This window comes from Novosphingobium sp. PASSN1 (assembly GCF_002278815.1).
Genome location: NZ_NKIS01000003.1, coordinates 264238 through 283623, shown reverse-complemented (window position 1 = coordinate 283623; position 19386 = coordinate 264238). Strand labels below are relative to the sequence as shown.

The following is a 19386-nucleotide window of genomic DNA, read 5'->3' as shown; positions in this document are numbered from 1 at the left end:
CCAAGGCTGATCGCCGACATCCTCCGATAACCCTAGGGGAATTCCATGTCCGTCAACATCAAGAATTGGCAGGAACTGAAGAAGCCCAACTCCCTCGAGATCAAGTCCGGCAACGATGCCAAGCGCCGTGCGACGTTCGTCGCCGAGCCGCTGGAACGTGGCTTCGGTCTCACCCTCGGCAACGCGCTGCGCCGCGTGCTGCTGTCCTCGCTGCAGGGCGCGGCCGTCACCTCGATCAAGATCGAGAACGTGCTGCACGAATTCTCCTCGCTCTCCGGCGTGCGTGAAGACGTGACCGATATCGTGCTCAACGTGAAGCAGATCGCGCTGCGCATGCAGGGCGAAGGTCCCAAGCGCCTCCAGCTCTCGGCCACCGGCCCGGGCGAAGTGAAGGCAGGCGATATCGCTGTCACTGGCGATATCGAGGTCATGAACAAGGACCTCGTGATCTGCAATCTTGATGAAGGTGCGACCTTCAACATGGAACTGACCTGCGACACCGGCAAGGGCTATGTCCCCGCCGTGTCCAACCGTCCGATTGATGCGCCGATTGGGCTGATCCCGATCGATTCGCTGTACTCGCCGGTCCGTCAGGTCTCCTACAAGATCGACAACGCCCGCATCGGTCAGGAGCTTGACTACGACAAGCTCAACCTGACGGTCGAAACCGACGGCACGGTCACCCCGGAAGATGCCGTGGCTTATGCCGCGCGCATCCTGCAGGACCAGCTCTCGCTCTTCGTGCACTTTGACGACCAGCTGCCCACCGGCCACGTGCCGGCGATGGGCGGCGGCATGGCCGTCCACACGCCCGAGGAAAGCGACGCCAACCAGCTCAACCGCTACCTGCTCAAGAAGGTGGACGAACTGGAGCTGTCGGTCCGCTCGGCCAACTGCCTCAAGAACGACAACATCATCTACATCGGCGATCTCGTGCAGAAGACCGAAGCGGAGATGCTGCGCACGCCGAACTTCGGCCGCAAGTCGCTCAACGAAATCAAGGAAGTGCTCTCCTCGATGGGGCTGCGCCTCGGCATGGACATCCCCGGCTGGCCGCCGGAAAACATCGAAGAGATGGCCAAGAAGCTCGAACAAGAGCTGCTGGGCTGAACCGAATACGGGGCGCTTCCACAAGGGAGCGCCCCGACGGGTTTTTGGGCGGCACCCATGAAAACCGCCTGGTACGGGCTACCTGATACGGGCCCCTAACGAACGGAGAAGACCGATGCGTCACAAGCTGGGCCAGCGCAAGCTGGGTCGTACATCCTCGCACCGCCGCGCGCTGATGCGCAACATGGCCGCTGCGCTGATCAAGCACGAGCAGATCACCACCACGCTGCCCAAGGCCCGTGAGCTGCGCCCTTACATCGAAAAGCTGATCACGCTGGGCAAGCATGGCGGCCTTTCGAACCGCCGCCTCGCGCATGCGCGCCTGCTCGACGATGCGCAGCTCGTGAAGCTCTTCACCACGCTGGCCGAACGCTATGCCGGCCGCGCCGGTGGCTACACCCGCATCATCAAGGCCGGTTTTCGCGGTTCGGACGCTGCTCCGATGGCCGTGATCGAACTGGTCGACCGTGACACCAGCGCCAAGGGTCTGGACTCGGGCCCGGTGATGACCGCGGACGAAGACGAATACGAAGCAGCCTGAGGCTGCCGGAACCCGAAAGGCCTTGTGCCTGAAGGGATTGACTGGGGCGGTGCCGCGAGGCGCCGCCCTTTTCATTTGTCCGCTATTCTGGCCTGATATTACGGTGCTGAACTTGGTTGGGGCCGCACCGCACAACGCGGGCCGAGCCAGCGAAACCGCCCCGAAACCCTGCCAATTCCCTACCCGCCACCCCGCGCAATTTCGCTCTCGCCCACTCTCCCGGGCAGTGCTAACCTCTTCCCATAAAAGCATGAATAACGCGGGAAGGATCGGAAGGGCGGCTGTGGTGGCTGCAGCATTGCTGCAGGTGCCAGCGGTCATGGCCCGCGAGGAGGCCGAGGCGCTGACAGCGCCGGTTCACGGCCCCGTTGGCTATGTCGCCACGCCCTCTGTCCAGCCTTCCGCCACTCAACCTAGCCCGGATCGCGCAGCAGACCGCTGGGGCATCACGGCGCTGTCTGCGCCGCATTATCCGCCCACGCGCCGCGAAGCCCTGATCGAACGCCATTTCGGCGAGGATCTTGCCGATCCCTACCGCTGGCTCGAGGCGGATGTGCGCGTCAGCCCCGAAGTCGCCGGATGGGTGGCGCAGCAGAATGCCGCAAGCTCGGCCTATCTTGCGCAGCTTCCCGGGCGCGATGCGCTGCGCGAGAAGATCCGCAGCCTGTTCGCGTTCGAACGCTTCAGCCTGCCGCGCAAAGCCGGGGGGCGCTACTTCTACACGCGCAACAGCGGCCTCCAGAACCAGGCCGTACTCTATGTCCGCGATGGCCTGAACGGCGAAGGCCGCGCGCTCCTCGATCCCAATGCGTGGACGCAGGAAGCAGGCGAGGGCCTGCGCACGCTCGATGCCTGGGTGCCTTCGCCCGGCGGCCACCTTCTTGCGCTCACCCAGCAGCGCGATGGCAGCGATTGGCGCACGATCCGCCTCGTCGATGTCGCCACCGGGCGGATGCTGGCAGACCGGCTAGACTGGGCCAACGATACCGCCATCGGCTGGATCGGCGATGCCGGGTTCCTCTATGCCCGCTATCCCGAGCCGCCTGCGGGTGAGGCCTATAGCGCGCCCGTGTTCGACAAGACGATCTGGTTCCACCGTGTCGGCACGCCGCATAGCGCTGATATCAAGGTCTTCGCCACCCCCGATCACCGCGATTGGAACCACCGCGTCTCGGTCTCGTCCGATGGGCGCTGGGCCGTCATCATCTCCTCGGCCAGCACGCTCCCGCGCCGCACCGTCCGCATCATCCCGCTCGCGCGCAGCAAGCTCGGCAGCGGGCCGCAGGATTGGACCCCGCTGCCCATCGCGCCCGAGATGACGGACGACTGGAAGTTCGTTGAAGGCGACGGCGATCGCTTGTGGTTCATCACCAATGCGGGCGCGCCGCACTACCGTCTGGTGCGCGTCGATCTTGCGCGCAGCGGCCGATTCACCGTGACGGATGTGGTCGGCGAAAAGCCCGATACGCTCGATGGCGGGCGCATTGTCGGCAACCGGCTGATCCTGTCCTATCTCCAGCGTGGCGCGAGCTATGCAGTCGTCACCGATCTCAAGGGCCGGGCGAAGCGCGCGATCACGGTCGATGCCATTGGCGCCGCCAGCGGCTTCGGCGGACGTCCCGGCGATCCGGAAACGTTCTACCAGTTCTCCAGCTTCAACCAGCCGCCCTCGATCTTCCGGCTCGACATGCGCACCGGCGCGGCCACGCCGTTTGCGGTGCCGCAACTGCCGTTCCGCCCGGATGACTATGTCGTGGAGCAGCGCAGCTTTCCCTCGAGAGATGGCACCCGCGTGCCGATGTACCTCGTGCGCAAGCGCAGCCTCGCCGCCTCGGCCACGCCTGCGCCCACGCTGCTCTATGGCTATGGCGGCTTCGATGTCGCGCTCACCCCGGGCTATTCGGCGGTGCGCATGGCCTGGCTTGAGGCGGGCGGCGTGTTCGCGCTCGCCAATATCCGCGGCGGCGGCGAATTTGGCCGCGCGTGGTATGATGCGGGGCGTCTGGCCAACAAGCAGAACAGCTTCGACGATTTCATCGCGGCGGGCGAATACCTCGTCAACGAAGGTATCGCGGCCAAGGGCGGGCTTGCCATTCAGGGCGGCTCCAATGGCGGCATGCTCGTCGCCACGGTCATCAACCAGCGCCCTGATCTGTTCGCCGCCGCCAATCCCGACGTTGGCGTGATGGACATGCTGCGCTTCGACCGGTTCACCTCGGGCCGCTTCTGGGTCGATGATTATGGCAGCCCCGCGCGGGAGGCGGATTGGCGCGTGCTGCGCGCCTATTCGCCCTATCACAACATCCGTCCGCGCGCGCAGTATCCCGCGATTCTCGTCACCACCGCCGATACCGACGACCGCGTCGTGCCCGCGCACAGCTTCAAGTATGTCGCGGCCCTGCAAGCTGCCGATCTGGGGCCGCGCCCGCATCTGCTGCGCGTGGAGGCGCAGGCCGGGCACGGTTCGGGCAAGCCGGTCGACAAGGTAATCGCCAGCGGGGCCGACGTGCTGGCCTTCCTCGCCAAGTGGACCGGCCTCTCGCTTGAATAGACCGCTGATTTTGCACCGCGCGCCCTTGCAGCCCTGCGCGCTGGCCACTATCCCCAAGCGTGAAGCAGCCCGCCGCACACGCGGGCACCACCCGTAGGAAAGACCCGACATGACCTCGTTCCAGGACCGCGAGCGCGCCGAAGAAGCCAAGTTCGCGCACGATGAAGACACCCTGTTCCGCATCCAGGCCCGCCGCAACAAGCTGCTCGGCCATTGGGCTGCGGCGCGCATGGGCCTCGATGCGGCTGAAACCGAAGCCTATGCCCGCTCGGTGGTGCAGGCCGAGTTCGAGGAAGCAGGCGACGAGGATGTCGTGCGCAAGCTGCTGGGCGATCTGACTTCGGCCAAGGTCGAGATCGACGAAGCGGAAATCCGCGCCGCGCTGGCCGAACACGCCGTCGAAGCGCGCCGCCAGATCGTGGGCGACGCCTGATGGCGATGCCTGCGGCGGAGATCGAGGCCCTGATCCGCGCCGCGATCCCCGATGCCGAAGTCACCATCACCGATCTTGCCGGAGACGGCGATCACTATGCCGCGCATGTCGTTGCCGCCTCGTTCGCAGGCCTCAGCCGCGTCGCGCGGCACAAGGCGGTCTATGGCGCTTTGGGTGAGCGCATGGGCGGCGTGCTGCATGCCTTGCAAGTGACCACCGGCGTACCCACCTGAACTCCACGCAACAGCCACGAAAGAACCGGAAGAGCTCCATGTCCAGCAACGAACGCATCGCTGAAATCGTCGGCACCAACGACGTCGTCCTGTTCATGAAGGGCACGCCGCTGTTCCCGCAATGCGGGTTTTCGAGTAAGGCCATCGCCATCCTCGATCACCTCGGGGTCGCTTATGCCTCGGTCGATGTGCTGCAGGACATGGAAATCCGCCAAGGCATCAAGGCTTTCTCGGATTGGCCGACGATCCCGCAGCTCTATGTGAAGGGCGAATTCGTCGGCGGTTCGGACATCATGATGGAAATGTACGAAGCGGGCGAACTGCAGCAGCTCATGGTTGACGCGCAAGTCGCTACCGCCTGATCCAGCCTCATCGCTGAACGCATTAACGCGGCGCTGCTTCCGGCAGGGCCGCGTTTTGCTGTGTGCATCACCTGTGGGGGGAGGGGAGGCCTGGCCCCGCGCGCGGGGGGGGGGGGGAGCCGCGCGCGGGGGAAATCAGACGGTGGGGCCTGTGAGAGGCGGAACCGGGAGACCGGGGGGATCGGTTCCGCCTCTGGGAAGATACTCTCAGGATAAATCAGACTATGCATGGGCCGTGCCAAATCTCTGAACGGCCCAAAAGATCGGCAGCCGGGGCTGGTTTTCAGCATGGTCCCCTCGGCCGTGTGTAAAGTTTGCCGACACGGTCCCTCCTACTTTCGATAGATGTCCGGCAAAGCTGTGTCGCAAAGCTTGGCAAGTCCCTGCCGCCTGTAGCATGATCGCCGGCATGGAAGATCTTGATGACATGGGCGAACACGCAGACGCTGCCCCCGCCACTCCCGCTGCCACGCTGGTGGTGTTCCGCCACGATGCCGCTGGCGGGCCTGCCCAGATCCTCATGGTGGAGCGGTCCGGCACGATGAGCTTCGCGGGCGGGGCCACCGTGTTTCCCGGCGGCAAGGTCGATCCCGCCGATCTCGAACTGGCCGAAGCCTGGATGGCCCGCACTGGCCGCCAGCACGATCTGGCCGATGCCGCCGGGCGGATCACCGCCGTGCGCGAGACGCTGGAGGAAACCGGCCTTGCTGTCGGCCTTACCGGCACGATCGATGCAGCCCGCGCCGCCGATGCGCGCCGTCTCGTGCTCGAAACCGGCCGCCTCGCCGATGTGCTCGATGCTTTTTCGTGGGAACTCGATTTCGATGCACTGGTGCCGTTTGCACGGTGGTGGCCGCGCCACCGCAACATGCGCGTGTTCGATACCCGGTTCTATCTTGCAAACCTTGGCACCGGCGCGGTCGAAGTCACGGCCGATGCCACCGAGAATCGCCACTTGTTCTGGGCCAGCGCTGCCGAAGCCTTGCGCCTTGCCGATGAACAGGCGATCCGCATCATCTTCCCCACCCGGCGAAACCTTGAACGACTGGCACAATTTGGCGATTTTGCCGGCGCGCGCGATCATGCGCTGGCCACGCCGATCGTCACCGTCACCCCGCGGATCGAACTGCGCGATGGGGAGCGCTGGCTGGTGATCGCCTCCGATGCGGGCTACCCGGTTCACGGCGAACTCGTGAGCCAGGCCGACCGCGCCTGAGGCCGAACAAAGACTGCTCCGAGATGGAGGAGATTGTGCAGTGCGGCAAATTTTTCGCTAAGTTGCCTTTTTATAAGTAAAATCCCGTAGATTCGCGCAAATGTCGCTTCACCGCGCTGGCCTAATCTGGTGCGCGGAGGTTCCCGATGTCCGCTGCCCAGCCGCACCCCGAAAGCGCCGTTTCCGCCGTTTCCGCAACGTCGCCGCAGGCTGCGCCCGCGCCGGCCGCCCGCCTCCCGCAGGCCCGACTTGCCGATGAACTGGCGATTCCAGCGCCTTCGCCTGTCCACCAGCTGCAGGCGGAACTCGCGCAGCTGACCCTGCCACCAGACCTTGCACCCGAACCGGGCTACCCCGGCTGGTTCCGCCTCGCCTTCCCGCTCGCCAGCTCGGTCCTGCTGTGGGCGGCGATTCTGTGGGGCGCCAGCCGCCTCGCCTGAAGCGCGGCGCGTCAAGCGCTGCCCGGTCCTCTAATCCAACCGTCCCGGGGGCATCATCGCCTGACCGGCACCGCGCTGCACTGCATCATGACGTCACTGCCGCCTCTTCCGGCGTGCGGGCCTCGTATGGAGACCTGAGCAGTGAACAGCCTCATGCCGGTTCAGACCGAACCCTGGACGCCCGAACTTGTCGCTTCCGATCACGCGCTGGCCGCGCGGGCCATTCCCCTTTCGGCACCCAGCGCGGCACCGAATATCGGTCAGTCGACGCGTGTGCTCACCGCCGTCCCGCTGGAGCAGAAACTGCGGTTGCCGCCGCGCCGCCCGGTTCCCGCCACGCATCAGGCACAGGCGATCCGCGCGCTCGATGTGATCGGTGCCAGCGCCGCTCTCCTGCTGCTTTTACCGATCCTGCTGATGGTCGCGCTGGCGATCAAGCTGTTCGATCCCGGCCCGCTGCTGTTTGCGCATGTGCGGGTGGGGCAGGGAGGGCGCACGTTCCGCTGCCTCAAGTTCCGCTCGATGACCGTGGACGCCGATGTACGACTGGCGCGGCTGCTCGAAGCCGATTCCGCTGCCCGCGCCGAATGGGCCGAAACGCACAAGCTGCGCGCTGATCCGCGCATTACGCCGTTCGGCCGCTTCCTGCGCCGCAGCTGCCTTGATGAACTGCCGCAGCTCGTCAACGTGCTGCGCGGGGAGATGAGCCTTGTCGGACCGCGCCCGATCGTCGCGGCAGAGGCGGTGCGCTATGGCCGCTTCTTCCCGGTCTATTGCAGCCTCAAGCCCGGCATCACCGGCCTGTGGCAGATCAAGCGTGAGGACCAGACGAGCTACCGCCGCCGCGTGGCCTTCGATCTGACCTATGCGCGCTCCCGCTCGCTGCCGCTCAATCTCGCGATCCTGCTGCTCACTGTGCCGTCAGTGATGCGCGGGCATGGTGCCTGCTAAGCGGCTCCTGCCCCGCGGGCGCTTGCACCAGCAGCCCTGAATCCTCGCCTGCCGGAGCCTGCGCGCTCCGGCAGGCTTGATCCAATCCGCCCGGTACCAGCCCGCCGCCAAGGATCGTGTCCAGCACGCACACCGCGGAATCGCGCCATGTCCAGTGCGCGGCGTGGAGCCGGCCCCGCGCGGCAAACAGCTCCGGATCCGCCAGTACGCGCCGCACGGCGGCGACCATGTCGTCCACGTCGTGGGGATTGCAGTAGACTGCCGCCGTCCCGCAGCGCTCGGTCATCGCCGGAATGGCAGAGACCACGACCGGACATCCGAAATGCATCGCCTCGATCGGCGGCAACGGGCTCGCCTCGTAAAAGGATGGAAACAGCAGGCATCCCGCATCGCGGTAAAGCTGCCCCAGGGCATCAAGCTCGGTCACCGGGCCGATAAAGCGCACCAGATGCGCCACATCGGCGGGCACTTCGGCGGCTATCGGCGAAAGGATGTCGCTACCGCCGCCCACGATCAGCGTCGCGCACCCATCCTCGCGCGCCAGCCGCACCGCCACCGCCACCACGCCGTGGATGTTCTTGCGCTGCGAAAGCGAGCCGACATAGAGCATGTAGCCAGGCGCCATTCCAGCAGGCAGGACAGTGGCCGCCGCGCTGCATTCTGCCGTTTCGCTGTCATGCGGGAGGCCGCCCCAGCCGCCGTTCTGCGCCACGCGGATGCGCGCGCGCGCGCCGGGTCGCAGCGCCGCCAGCATGGCCTTTTCCCGCTCCGAAACGGTCAGTATCGTCTGCGCGCGCTGCAGTAGCGAAGGCAGCATGAAGCGGTGCCCCAGCCGGTAGTGCAGCCGGTAAGCGCCCGGATACTGGCGGTACGACAAGTCGTGGATCATCACCGTCACGCCGCCCTGCTTGGCCGCGTGTGCCCCCCCGCGCCGATGCAGCGCGGCCAGCGGCGCGGTGTTGCCAAGGCACAGCAGATGGCCGCCGCGCACGCGCCCCGGCAGCACCAGCTGCTCCCACGCATGGCCGCCGATCCGCCAGCCCAGCTTTGCGCTCAGCGCGCTCCCGGCACGCTCTACGTGCGCCGCGCGCAGCACCAGATCGTCAAGCTCTGCGTCCGGTTCGCACACCAGCCGCAGCCGCACCGGCAGGCCTTCATCGGCCACCAGCCGGTCGATCGCCCGGGTCAGTTCGCGCGCAACCCGCTGCACGCCGGTAACGGGTTGCATCAGGAAACGGCCATTGATGACGACTTCCGGATGGTCGGTGCTTGGGCGATCGGCTCTGGGCCCGTGCGGGTCCGCCAGCTGGGAGTGGGGCACATGGGCGAAGGGCGGGCGGGAAAGAGGCTGGATCATGCGCGCACCCGGCTGTGTCTTGTTGGCATGGCCAATCCCTACCACCGAGCGCCGCTTCCCGGCGCGCGCTAACGGCTCGGGTTCGGAGCCAACCTTGGTGGGCGCAGCCGCGCCGCACGGTTAAACCGGCTGCGCTACTTCCTGAAAGTAGCCGGGTTCAGGAGCAGCCGGTCCATGTTGCGCATCCATATCGCTATCGCCACTGTCGGCCGGCCCGCGCTCCTGCGCGAAACAGTGGATCTTATCGCCCGGCAAACGCGGCGGCCCGATGGCGTGCTCATCGTCGCTCCCTCGCAGGAAGATTTCGGCAGTGTCACGCAAAGCAGCCTCGCCCCCGAACTTGCGCTCTCGGCAAAGGGCTCGTGCCGCCAGCGCAATCACGCGCTCGATCTGCTCGAAGGCCGCGCCGATGTGGTGCTGTTCCTCGATGATGATTTCGTCATGGCCCCCGATTATCTGGCCGCGATAGAAGCGCTGTTCATGGCCGATCCGGGGATCGCCGGGATCACCGGCAATCTCGTTGCCGATGGCGTCCGCCTTGGCGGCTTCACGGCGGCGCAGGCGCTCGATCTCATTGCTCAGCAGGCCGCTTCGCTCGATCCGGCCGTCATCCCGCGCGAGGCGCTCTATGGCTGCAACATGGCGCTGCGCATGGCGCACATGGAAGGACTGCGCTTTGATGAAGCGTTGCCGCTTTATGGCTGGCAAGAGGATATCGATCTCACCATGCGCCTCGCCCGGCGCGGGCGGCTGATCTCCAGCGGCCGGGTCACCGGCGTCCACCTCGGCGTGCGCGGCGGGCGCACATCGGGGCGGCGGCTGGGGTATTCGCAGGTTGCCAACCTCGTCTATCTGCTGCGCAAGGGCACGATCCCGAAGTGGCTCGCCCAGCGTCTGTTCTGGCAGAATCTCGCGGCCAACCTGCTGCGCGCCCCGTTTCCCGAACCGCATATCGATCGCGCGGGTCGCCTCGCTGGAAACGTGCTGGCGCTCACCGATCTCGCGCTCGGGCGGATCGATCCGCGCAAGATCGAACGCATGTAAGGCCCATGCGCCGCGTCATCTTCAATGGAAAATTCCGCGCCGGGGGGCTGAACGGTGTCCACCGCGTCGCCGCGCGGCTCATTGCCGAAGTGGATGCATTGCTCGCCGCCGCGCCCGCGCCCGATGATCCCGCCCAGGGCCATCTATCATGCGCGCTGATCGTGCCCAAAGGCTGCGCGGGTGGCCTGCCGCTGTCCGCCATCCAGCTGATCGAGGATGATCGCCCCGCCAGCCAGTCATGGGAACAACTGCGCTTGCCCCGGCTCGCCGCGGGCGGTCTGCTCGTCAATCTCGCCAATCTCGCGCCGCTCGCGCACCGGCCCAAGCTCACCCTGCTGCACGATGCGCAGTTTCTCCGCGCCGATAGCTCCTATCCCTGGCGTCAGCGCATGGGCTATCGGCTGCTCACGCCGCTGATGGCCCGCTCCAGCGCGCGGGTGCTCACCGTCTCCGCCTTCTCGGCGGGTGAGCTTGAGTCTGGCGGCGTCACGGGCAGGGCGCGGGCCGAAGTGCTTCACAACGGCGCCGATCATATCCTCGAAGTGGCCCCGGACCCCGGCGCGCTCGCCCGCCTCGGTCTCACTCCGCGCAGCTATGCGCTGATGTTCGGCAGCCCCAAGGCCTACAAGAACAACGCCGTCGTCTTCGCCGCCTTCGCGCAGGGCGCGCTGGGCCCCCTGCGCCTCGTGATCGTTGGTCCCCCGCGCGCAGCCCTCGAAGCTGCAGGCCTCGCGCCGCCAGCAGATGCGGTGTTTGCTGGCCCCTGCGATGATGCGGCCCTGCGCGCGCTCTATGAAGGGGCGGAGGCGTTGCTGTTTCCCTCGCGCACCGAAGGCTTCGGCCTCCCCCCGGTCGAAGCGATGCTCTGCGGCTGCCCGGTCGTCGCCGCCCCTTGCGGCGCGGTGCCCGAAGTCTGCGGCGATGCCGCGCTTTATGCCGATCCCGATGATCCCGCTGCGTGGCAGGCCGCGCTCGCCAGTCTCCCGCGTGAAGCCCTCATCGCTGCGGGACGCAGCCACGCCGCGCGCTACACGTGGGCCAGCGCGGGCCGCAATCTGCTCGCCGCCCTGCGCCAACTGGCCCAGCAGGCATGAGGCGCAGGGCATGAAGGCCCGCCTGCTGCGCTTCGCGCGCGCCGGTAGCGGCACTGCGCTCATCGCCATGGCGGCGCGCGTCAGCGGCCAGTTCGCGATGGTTGCGGTCACGCTGGTGGCCACGCGCCATCTTGGCCCGGCCGATTTCGGCGTCTTTGCGATTGCCGGCGCGTTGATCATGCTGGCGCGCACCATGCTTTATACTGGCCCCTTCGAATATCTGCTCAAGGCACCAGAGGCACAGGGACCGCAAGTCGTCACCGCCTGCCTCCTCGCCACCATCGCCGTCGCTGCCGGGTGGACGCTCCTGCTCGCCGCGCTCGGCCTCGCCGCGCCGCTGCTGTTTCAAGGCAGCGGGGTGGCCAGCGTGATCCTCATGCTCGCGCCGTCGGTGCTGCTCGCCGCGCTCTCCGCCTTCGCCGAATCCGCCATGCTGCGCAGCGGCGCGGTGCGGCGCTATTATGCGATCACCGTCGTTGCAGAGCTCGGCGCGGCGCTGGGTGCCATCGCGCTGTTGCTGGCGGGCTGGGGCCTCTGGGCGCTGGTCGCGCAGATCTACGTCCGCGCCGTGCTGCTCATCCTCGCGCTCGGCGGGCTCGGGCCGCGCCATGCCTTCGCCCGTCCGGCGCGCGGTGAAGTGCGCGCGGTGCTGCACTGGTCGCTCAGCCGTTATGGCTCGGTCTTCGTTGGCTTCCTCGCGAACTACAGCGGCGATCTCGTGCTCGGTGTGGTGCTCTCCCCCGCCGCCGCCGGGCTCTACCGCGCCAGCAACCGCATGGTCACGGCGCTGGCAGACATGTTTGTCCAGCCCGCCGGTATGCTCGCGCTCACCACGCTCGCCGCACATCGCGCGCGCGGGGCAAGGCAGGATCAAGACGCGCAAGCACAGGGCGCATGGCTGCGCCTCACTGGCCTGTTCGCGGTCCTCGGCTGGCCCGCGCTCGCGGTGCTGGCGCTGTTTGCGGATCGGCTCGTACCGCTTGTGCTCGGCCCCGCGTGGGCTGCCGCCGGGCCGGTGGTGGCGGTGTTCTGCCTGGCGCGCATGGCCGCGCTGGTTTCCGCGGTCGCCTCCGCCGCGCTCATCGTGGCAGCCCGGCAGGGCCGCGTCCTCGCGGTGCAGACGGTGGCCGCGCTGGCCACGGCAGGCCTCACGCTCTGCGCCGCCCCGTTCGGCGCGATGGGGGCGGCGCTTGCCGCCACGCTGGTCGCCGTGCTGGCCGCCGCCGCACTGGCGCGCATCGCGCTCCACCGGGATGAACACGGCGCGCTGGCCGAAGCCGCGCGCCTTGTCCTCCTGCCCTTGGCCGCCACGTTCGGCGCAGCGCTGGGCGCAGACCGGCTTGCCGCCAGCGCTCCGGCGCTGCTCGCGCTGGCGGTGCCGCTGGCCTGCGCGGCGGGCGGCTGGCTCCTTGCCGCATGGCTCGTCGCCCCGGCGCTGCGCCGCGCCGCCGCGCTGCTCGGCGAAGCGCCAAGCCCCGTGTGAACCCGCAGCCCCAATTGCCGCTTGCCCCCGGCGCGCAGGCATGGAACCTTCGCAGGTGCAACATGAAGGGGCCTTACCGATGCAGCGCATCACGCTTGCCGCAGCCTTGTTCCTCGCCGCCGTGCCTAACGCAGTCTTGGCCCAGCCGCCCGCCCCGGCGCTCGTCGCGCCCGGCTTCGAAGTCCCCACCAGCGCCGAAGGCCCCGGCTTCCGGCTGAAGCCGCTCGGCCCCGATCTCGTGAAGATCGATTTCGATGCCTACATGTCCTCGGTCGAACACCTCCAGCAAACCTTCACCCGCAGCCCGGACTGGCCGCGCGCCGGGATTACGGACGCGGACGCCATGCTCGATATGCAGACCGAAGCCGCACGCTTCGCCGCGCGGAAAAGCTTCGCTTATTCGGTCCTCACGCCCGATGGCCTGCGCGAACGCGGCTGCCTCTATGTCTCGCCCAGCCCGGTGCCGGGCTACGATGCCGTCGTGCGCATCTGGGTCACCAAGGCCGAATACGATGCCGGTTTCGATGCCGCGCTGGAAATCTGGGCGCGCCAGTGGATCGCCGCCAAATGGCCGTTCAGGAAGGTGGCATGGCCCGGCCGCAGCATTGATTGGGCGACTTGGGACGCCCTGACAAAAACCGGATAAATATCATATAAACGGCAGTCATGACTTGACTCCCGCAGCGCAATGCGGCTTTTTTCCGATAAATATCCCGATATTGCGCGGATAGGCAGGGGGAGAGCACACATGGCACCGCCGGAATTCTTTGAAACCAGCCCCTGGATCGCAGGGGGCGTGCAGCGCCAGCCTGCGCTCGCCGGGGCGGTCAAGGCCGATGTGGTCATCATCGGCGGCGGCTTCACCGGGCTCAGCACCGCGCTGCGCCTGCGTGAGGAAGGCGTCGATGTCGCGCTGATCGAACGCGATCATTGCGGATCCGGCGCCAGCGGGCGCAACGCCGGGCATCTCACGCCCACCATCGGCAAGGATTTCCCCTATCTCGTCAAAACCGCCGGCAAGAGCCGCGCGGTGGAATACGCCCGCTTTGCAGACAGGGCCGTGCATTACACCGAGGCGATGATCGCCAAGCTCGGCGTGGACTGCGAATATGTGCCGACCGGCAATGTGATCACTGGTCTCCACCCCCGCCACCGCAAACCGCTGGCCGATGGCGCTGATCTTGCCGCGAAGCTCGGTGTCGGCGTCGCCTTCCTCGATGAAGCCGAAGTGCGTCGCCGCAATCTCCCCTCCCACGTCCGTTTCGGCGTGATCGAGCAATCGGGCGGCCACCTCCATCCCGGCAAATATGTCCTCGCCCTGCGCCAGGCCGTGCTCGATGCCGGGGTGCGCATCTTTGAAGATAGCGCCGTCACCCGGATCGAAGACGCCGCCTCGCCCATCGTCGTGCGCACCGCCGGGGGCAGCGTCACCGCCGAAAAGCTCGTCATCGCCACCAATGCCTACACGCCTGCCACGCTGGGCCGGATGAAAAGCAAGGTCTTCCCCGTGCGCGTCACCCTGTTCCGCACCGCCCCGCTCACCGCGCAGCAGTGGCATCGCATCGGCTGGGAAGGGCGCGAGGCGCTCTACACCGCGCACGAAGCCATGGAGAACTACCGCCCGCAGGCCGATGGCCGCATCTCGGGCGGCTCCAAATGGGTGCAATATGGCTATGGCAGCACACTCACCACCGGCCATCTGCCCGAAGTCTTTGCCCAGTGGCGCGCGCTGTTTGCGCGCCGCTTTCCCGAATTGCCCGATGTTTCCATCGAATCGTTCTGGGGCGGCTGGATCGGCCTCACGCTCGATTTCCTGCCGATCCATCAGGCCAATGCCCGCGGCACCGTGTTCCACGGCATCGGATATAATGGCCACGGCATCGCGCAAGGCACTTATGCCGGGCCAATGCTTGCCGATCAGGTGCTGGGCCGCCCCAATGCCGAAGTCGATCTGTTCCGCCGCCGCCTGTTCCCGCTCCCGCCCGAACCGCTGCGCTGGCTGGTGATCAAGGGCATCACCTCTGCGCTCGACCGGATCGACAACCGCGTGGACACCGATCTCGAACGCGGGGGGTAGGCTGGCTGGGCCTCGCAGGAGCGGTCATGCCTATGATTGCCACAATCATGCGGCACTCTGGGTGAGGTGTCCGAAAGCGCCCAAAAGGCGACGAATGATAGGGTATCCGACTGTTCCGGAAGCGGACGTTAGAAAACCGCGTATGGTTTGCGCTGATGCTCCAGCTTCAAATTTCCGATCTCCACCGGAGCGCTCCCATCACGAATGAAGGCTGCGACGGACATGATCCACTCTGGCTGATCGCTGCTCGCGTAAGGGAATGTGAGGCGGAAGCAGCGTTGATACCATTTTTTCTTTCCACCTCTCGGACAGTCTATCTCCTTCACCTCCGTCGCTAGTTTGAGCGCAAGTTTGGCCAGCGCTTTCGCGGCCTGTTTGCAGGTCCTGTCTGCATAATCATCGCACTCGAAAGGAAGCGGCTTTTGTCTCGGCGCTTTCAAATACTCTTCTTCAATCTCCGTAAGCCACTGCGCATCGCCCGCGTTTGGCGCTCGAAACGCGTCAATAGCTGTAGCGAAATTGGCACAAGCAGCCATTTGTGCGCGCTTGTTCTCCGGCGATCCCGGCTCGCCATTCGGCATTTCGAACGCCTTGAAACGGCTGGCGGCCTCAATGTGACTTATTTCCAAAGGCGTTGATGCGTTCACTTGTTCATGATCGAACCAGTTAAACTCGATGGTTATAACATCGATCTGGCAGATACGATTGATGCGCGGATAGGCAAGTTCGGGACGGGTGTAGAATACAACCTTTTTCGGAAGACCGCTTTGCGAGTCGTATTCCTCTTTGGTTGCTTCTATTACTCGGGCTGCAAGTCGCTTACCAACAAGCTGCTCAGCGAGTTTTTGAGCTTCGAGCGATCGAATTTCACCGACCGTGATCGAGGAAGGGGATGTGGGCGGCGCCGTTGAGCCACTTGCACTTGAGAGACCGAGGCCAATCACTGCCGCGGTGACGAAAGCATGCTTCATGGTGGGATAGTTCACCCTCGGCGTTTTTCGGTCAACGACTTCTTTCGCAACCGGTCAACGAAAATGCCGCCGTTCCGCAATCCACCAATCTCAGCCATTCCCAAAAGCCGCTGATGTATCCGGCCATTTGCGCACCGCCCCCTAAAGCCCCCCCGTCCGCAGCCGATAGCCCACCGCCGGTTCATTGGCGATCAGGTCCGCCGCGCCCGCGCCGTCATCCAGCTTGCGCCGCAGCGCGCTGATCGCCACGCGCAAGTAATCGACATTTTCCTCATGCGCCGGGCCCCACACCGCGCGCAGCAAGTATCGGTGGGTCAGCACGCGTCCGGCATTGCGGGCAAGCTCGGCCAGAACGGCAAATTCCTTGGGCGTCAGATGCACCGCCGCGCCGCGCCGCGTCACTGTCCGCCGGTAGAGATCGATGGCCACATCGCCGAACACCAGCGGCTCCTGCTCCTGCGCCAGATCGAGATCGGCCAGATTGTCGATGAAGCCGGTCAGCCGCGCGGTTTCCCCGGCCATCGTTTGCAGCACCGCCGGATCGCCGCCCCCGCCGCGCTGCAAAGTGCGCACGCCTGCGCCAATGGCGTGGAGCCGGGGCCGGATATCGTTCCCGATCGAGCCGAGCAGGGCGGCGCGCAAGGCATCCCGTTCGCGCAGCACGATATTCTCGCGCCCCGCGCTTTCCAGCCGCGCCCGTTCCAGCGCTAGCGCCACTTGATCGAGCAGATTGCCCAGCAGCGAAAGGCCGTCCCCGTCCACCGGCGGCGCTCCGTCCGCGCGCGCCAGCCCCGCCGCCGCCAGCGCGCCCGCCGCCGCGCAGACCGGGTGAAACTGCCAGTCGGTCAGGCTCCCGCCCGAAATGTGCCGCCCCGCCGGCGCTGCGGCGGCCAGCGCCTGCCCCGCCACGCCAAGGTCTGCGGGTGTCAGCCGGTCCACCCCCGCCGTGCCCGCAATCAGGCGCGGCTCTGCCCCTGCGCCCACCACGCAGACATGGCACGCAAAGATCCGCGCCAGCTCGCCCGCCGCCACCTCGGCAATTGCCGCTTCGTCGGTGCAGGAAAGCAGCCGCCGCGCAAACCCGGCAATCGTGGCATTGCGGCTGGCATGAAACGCGGCCAGCTCACCCTGCGCGCGCAGCGATGTCACCAGATGGCTCGTCACCAGCCCCACCAGCAGCAGCATCGCCACTGTCACCGCATCGCCGGGGTTGTGGATCAGCAGCGTGTAGGTCGGCTCGGTGAAGAAGAAATTGTACGCCAGCGTCGCCGCCACCGCCGCGAGCAAGGCCTGCCAGCGCCCGGCAAACGCCGCTGCGGCCAGCACCGGCGGCAGATAGAGCAGCACCACCGGAAACCCGTCCCAGCGCGCGGCCATCGCCAGCCCCGCCGCCGTCGCCAGCGCAAACATTGCCAGCACCGCCCCAAGGCCCTGCCAAGTGCTGCGCGGCGGCGCGAAAAGGGTCGGGGGCACGCTCAGGCTCATCGCACCATTCTAACCCCCGCCGCCCGCAATGTCCCGCGCTCCCTTAAGCCGCGCGGCGCAATCCACATGGAAACTTAATGCCCCTCAGGCGCACCTCGCGCGGCATGACACAGCCCGCACCGGCCGTTCCCTCGGCTTCATCCGTCCCGTCTCACAGCTCCAGCCGCGCCGCGCTCACCCTCGGCGCGCTCGGCGTGGTCTTCGGCGATATCGGCACCAGCCCGCTCTATGCGCTGCAAGCCACGCTCGATCCGCGCTACCGCCTCGCCGCCACGGTCACCGATCTCTATGGCATCGTCAGCCTGATCTTCTGGCTCTTCGTGTTCGTCGTCACGATCAAGTACGTCTTCATCGTCATGCGCTGCGACAATCGGGGGGAAGGGGGCAGCCTCGCGCTCTATGCGCTGATCCACCGCGAACTCGGCGAAAGGGCACCGAAGCGCTGGCTGCTGGTCTGCGCGCTCTTCGCCACGGCGCTGTTCTTCGCCGATGCCATGCTCACCCCCGCCATCTCGGTCATCTCGGCGGTTGAAGGGCTGGGCGTGGTCAGCTCCGCGTTCAAGCCGTGGATCGTCTGGATCGCGCTCGCCATCCTCACCGGCCTGTTCGCCATCCAGAGCCGCGGCACTGACAAAGTCGGCCGCCTGTTCGGCCCCGTCATGCTCGTCTATTTTGCCGTGATCGCCGCGATGGGCCTCTATCACATCGCGCAAAACCCCGCCGTCCTCGCCGCGCTCAATCCGCTGTACATGTGGACCTACTTTGCCGCCCATCCGCTGTTCTCGTTCCTCTCGCTCGGCGCCATCGTCTATGCGATCACCGGTACCGAGGCCCTCTACGCCGATATGGGCCATTTCGGGCGCGGGCCGATCACCACCGCCTGGCTCACGATCTGCGTCCCGGCGCTGATGCTCAACTATATGGGGCAGGCCGCCATGCTGCTGGCGCACCCCGAATATATCGACAACCCGTTCTTTCACATGGTCCCGGCCAACCTCGTCATCCCGCTGCTGATCATCGCCACGCTCGCCACGATCATTGCCAGCCAGGCGGTCATCTCCGGTGCGTTTTCGGTCACCCAGCAGGCGATCCAGCTCGGCTTTCTGCCGCGTCTGCGCATCCTCCACACTTCCTCGCACGCGCGCGGGCAGATCTATATTCCCGCGATCAACTGGGCGCTGGCGGTCATGGTCGCGGTGCTCGTCATCGGCTTCCGGGCGTCTGCCGCGATGCTCCCGGCCTATGGCCTCGCCGTCGTCGGCACCATGCTGATCACCACCTTCATGCAATATGTCGTCGTCTTCCGCATCTGGCGCGGGCCGAAGTGGCGCGGCGTGCTTGGCTTCGTCACCTTTGTCACCATTGATGCAGCCCTGCTCGCCTCTGGCCTTGCCAAGCTGTTTGAAGGCGCGTGGTTCCCGCTCCTCGTCGGGCTCGTGATCTTCACCCTGCTCACCACCTGGTCGACCGGCCGCCGCCTGATGCGCGAGGGACTGCTGGCAGACAGCCTCCCGCTCGCGGTGTTCATCAAATCGACCGCCGCCACCGTCCACCGCGTGCGCGGCACCGCGGTGTTCCTCTCCGCCTCGCCGGAGGTCTTGCCCGCCGCGCTGCTCCACAATCTCAAGCACAATCAGGTGCTCCACGAACGCATCGTGCTGCTCACCGTGCAAGTGGAGGATGTGCCGCAGGTCGATCCCGCCGCGCGCGCCACGATCCACGCCGAAGGGCACGGCTTCTACCGCGCGATCCTGCACTATGGCTTCATGGAAGATCCCGATATCCCGCGCGATCTCGCAGCCGCTGAAACCGGCACCTCGTTCGAGCCGCTCCACACCAGCTATTTCCTCAGCCGGCAAAAACTCATCGCTTCCTGCGCCGTCCCCGGCATGGCGCTGTGGCGCGAACGGCTTTTCGCGTGGATGCTGAAGGTTTCCGAAAGCGCGATGGACTTCTTCAAGCTGCCAACGGGCCGCGTGGTCGAACTCGGCAGCCAGTTGCGCATCTAGCGCCGCCCCCGCATAATGATGCAGCCCCG

General features: G+C 66.4%; 18 protein-coding genes. 15 read left to right on the top strand and 3 right to left on the bottom strand.

The window, feature by feature from the left end:
* Nucleotides 1-45: 45 nt before the first annotated feature.
* The 9 genes from CFE35_RS07080 (at nucleotide 46) to CFE35_RS07040 (ending at nucleotide 7837) form a co-directional block, all read left to right on the top strand.
* Nucleotides 46-1110 carry a DNA-directed RNA polymerase subunit alpha gene (locus CFE35_RS07080; protein WP_292929421.1) on the top strand — a complete coding sequence of 355 codons (1065 nt, stop codon included), beginning with the start codon at nucleotides 46-48 and terminating at the stop codon, nucleotides 1108-1110.
* A 115-nt stretch (nucleotides 1111-1225) separates the two neighbouring features.
* Nucleotides 1226-1651 (top strand): 50S ribosomal protein L17, encoded by a 426-nt coding sequence (rplQ, locus tag CFE35_RS07075; protein ID WP_292929419.1) that lies wholly within the window; start codon nucleotides 1226-1228, stop codon nucleotides 1649-1651.
* Between the two features lie 319 nt (nucleotides 1652-1970).
* Nucleotides 1971-4202 carry a prolyl oligopeptidase family serine peptidase gene (locus tag CFE35_RS07070; RefSeq protein WP_292929886.1) on the top strand — a complete coding sequence of 744 codons (2232 nt, stop codon included), beginning with the start codon at nucleotides 1971-1973 and terminating at the stop codon, nucleotides 4200-4202.
* A 109-nt stretch (nucleotides 4203-4311) separates the two neighbouring features.
* The gene (locus CFE35_RS07065) at nucleotides 4312-4635 is read left to right on the top strand and encodes a DUF1476 domain-containing protein (protein ID WP_292929417.1); all 324 of its coding nucleotides are present in this window, start codon (nucleotides 4312-4314) and stop codon (nucleotides 4633-4635) included.
* The gene (locus CFE35_RS07060) at nucleotides 4635-4868 is read left to right on the top strand and encodes a BolA family transcriptional regulator (RefSeq protein ID WP_292929415.1); all 234 of its coding nucleotides are present in this window, start codon (nucleotides 4635-4637) and stop codon (nucleotides 4866-4868) included. The genes CFE35_RS07065 and CFE35_RS07060 overlap by 1 nt, the downstream gene beginning before the upstream one ends.
* Nucleotides 4869-4906: 38 nt before the next feature.
* Nucleotides 4907-5230 carry a Grx4 family monothiol glutaredoxin gene (grxD, locus tag CFE35_RS07055; protein WP_292929413.1) on the top strand — a complete coding sequence of 108 codons (324 nt, stop codon included), beginning with the start codon at nucleotides 4907-4909 and terminating at the stop codon, nucleotides 5228-5230.
* A gap of 409 nt (nucleotides 5231-5639) precedes the next feature.
* Nucleotides 5640-6446 carry an NUDIX domain-containing protein gene (locus tag CFE35_RS07050; RefSeq protein ID WP_292929411.1) on the top strand — a complete coding sequence of 269 codons (807 nt, stop codon included), beginning with the start codon at nucleotides 5640-5642 and terminating at the stop codon, nucleotides 6444-6446.
* A gap of 146 nt (nucleotides 6447-6592) precedes the next feature.
* A complete protein-coding gene (locus CFE35_RS07045) occupies nucleotides 6593-6886 on the top strand; it encodes a hypothetical protein (RefSeq protein ID WP_292929409.1) in 294 nt (97 codons plus the stop codon).
* Nucleotides 6887-7027: 141 nt separating this feature from the next.
* On the top strand, nucleotides 7028-7837 hold the full coding sequence (locus tag CFE35_RS07040; protein WP_292929407.1) for a sugar transferase: 810 nt from the start codon (nucleotides 7028-7030) through the stop codon (nucleotides 7835-7837).
* Here the strand turns inward: CFE35_RS07040 and CFE35_RS07035 are convergent.
* Complete coding sequence (locus tag CFE35_RS07035) at nucleotides 7797-9194, bottom strand: glycosyltransferase family 1 protein (protein WP_292929405.1); 1398 nt, start codon at nucleotides 9192-9194, stop codon at nucleotides 7797-7799. The genes CFE35_RS07040 and CFE35_RS07035 overlap by 41 nt on opposite strands.
* 174 nt (nucleotides 9195-9368) lie before the next feature.
* Here CFE35_RS07035 and CFE35_RS07030 point away from each other — a divergent pair, with 174 nt between their 5' ends.
* The 5 genes from CFE35_RS07030 to CFE35_RS07010 all read left to right on the top strand — a co-directional run bounded on the left by CFE35_RS07030 (nucleotide 9369) and on the right by CFE35_RS07010 (nucleotide 14892).
* Entirely contained in the window at nucleotides 9369-10238 is an 870-nt protein-coding gene (locus CFE35_RS07030; protein WP_292929403.1) for a glycosyltransferase family 2 protein, read from the top strand.
* Nucleotides 10239-10243: 5 nt separating this feature from the next.
* Nucleotides 10244-11332, top strand: a complete 1089-nt coding sequence (locus CFE35_RS07025; protein WP_292929401.1) for a glycosyltransferase family 1 protein — start codon at nucleotides 10244-10246, stop codon at nucleotides 11330-11332.
* Nucleotides 11333-11342: 10 nt separating this feature from the next.
* Entirely contained in the window at nucleotides 11343-12815 is a 1473-nt protein-coding gene (locus tag CFE35_RS07020; protein ID WP_292929399.1) for an oligosaccharide flippase family protein, read from the top strand.
* A 79-nt stretch (nucleotides 12816-12894) separates the two neighbouring features.
* Nucleotides 12895-13461 (top strand): twin-arginine translocation pathway signal protein, encoded by a 567-nt coding sequence (locus CFE35_RS07015; protein ID WP_292929397.1) that lies wholly within the window; start codon nucleotides 12895-12897, stop codon nucleotides 13459-13461.
* Between the two features lie 102 nt (nucleotides 13462-13563).
* Nucleotides 13564-14892 carry an FAD-binding oxidoreductase gene (locus CFE35_RS07010; protein ID WP_292929395.1) on the top strand — a complete coding sequence of 443 codons (1329 nt, stop codon included), beginning with the start codon at nucleotides 13564-13566 and terminating at the stop codon, nucleotides 14890-14892.
* 128 nt (nucleotides 14893-15020) lie between these two features.
* On the opposite strand, the gene CFE35_RS07005 is transcribed toward CFE35_RS07010, so the two are convergent.
* Both CFE35_RS07005 and CFE35_RS07000 read right to left on the bottom strand, forming a co-directional pair.
* Nucleotides 15021-15878, bottom strand: a complete 858-nt coding sequence (locus CFE35_RS07005) for a hypothetical protein (protein WP_292929393.1) — start codon at nucleotides 15876-15878, stop codon at nucleotides 15021-15023.
* A gap of 126 nt (nucleotides 15879-16004) precedes the next feature.
* Nucleotides 16005-17336, bottom strand: coding sequence for a DUF4118 domain-containing protein (locus tag CFE35_RS07000; protein ID WP_292929391.1), 1332 nt, complete (start codon nucleotides 17334-17336; stop codon nucleotides 16005-16007).
* Nucleotides 17337-17452: 116 nt separating this feature from the next.
* Between CFE35_RS07000 and CFE35_RS06995 the strand changes: the two genes are divergently transcribed.
* Complete coding sequence (locus CFE35_RS06995; protein WP_292929389.1) at nucleotides 17453-19357, top strand: potassium transporter Kup; 1905 nt, start codon at nucleotides 17453-17455, stop codon at nucleotides 19355-19357.
* Nucleotides 19358-19386: the final 29 nt, after the last annotated feature.

Coding starts and splice junctions, on each gene's coding strand:
- CFE35_RS07035 (WP_292929405.1), bottom strand. CDS start 9,194: ATGATCCAGCCTCTTTCCCGCCCGCCCTTCGCCCATGTGCCCCACTCC.
- CFE35_RS07050 (WP_292929411.1), top strand. CDS start 5,640: ATGGAAGATCTTGATGACATGGGCGAACACGCAGACGCTGCCCCCGCC.
- CFE35_RS07080 (WP_292929421.1), top strand. CDS start 46: ATGTCCGTCAACATCAAGAATTGGCAGGAACTGAAGAAGCCCAACTCC.
- CFE35_RS07025 (WP_292929401.1), top strand. CDS start 10,244: ATGCGCCGCGTCATCTTCAATGGAAAATTCCGCGCCGGGGGGCTGAAC.
- CFE35_RS06995 (WP_292929389.1), top strand. CDS start 17,453: ATGACACAGCCCGCACCGGCCGTTCCCTCGGCTTCATCCGTCCCGTCT.
- rplQ (WP_292929419.1), top strand. CDS start 1,226: ATGCGTCACAAGCTGGGCCAGCGCAAGCTGGGTCGTACATCCTCGCAC.
- CFE35_RS07065 (WP_292929417.1), top strand. CDS start 4,312: ATGACCTCGTTCCAGGACCGCGAGCGCGCCGAAGAAGCCAAGTTCGCG.
- grxD (WP_292929413.1), top strand. CDS start 4,907: ATGTCCAGCAACGAACGCATCGCTGAAATCGTCGGCACCAACGACGTC.
- CFE35_RS07030 (WP_292929403.1), top strand. CDS start 9,369: ATGTTGCGCATCCATATCGCTATCGCCACTGTCGGCCGGCCCGCGCTC.
- CFE35_RS07020 (WP_292929399.1), top strand. CDS start 11,343: ATGAAGGCCCGCCTGCTGCGCTTCGCGCGCGCCGGTAGCGGCACTGCG.
- CFE35_RS07010 (WP_292929395.1), top strand. CDS start 13,564: ATGGCACCGCCGGAATTCTTTGAAACCAGCCCCTGGATCGCAGGGGGC.
- CFE35_RS07015 (WP_292929397.1), top strand. CDS start 12,895: ATGCAGCGCATCACGCTTGCCGCAGCCTTGTTCCTCGCCGCCGTGCCT.
- CFE35_RS07045 (WP_292929409.1), top strand. CDS start 6,593: ATGTCCGCTGCCCAGCCGCACCCCGAAAGCGCCGTTTCCGCCGTTTCC.
- CFE35_RS07070 (WP_292929886.1), top strand. CDS start 1,971: ATGGCCCGCGAGGAGGCCGAGGCGCTGACAGCGCCGGTTCACGGCCCC.
- CFE35_RS07060 (WP_292929415.1), top strand. CDS start 4,635: ATGGCGATGCCTGCGGCGGAGATCGAGGCCCTGATCCGCGCCGCGATC.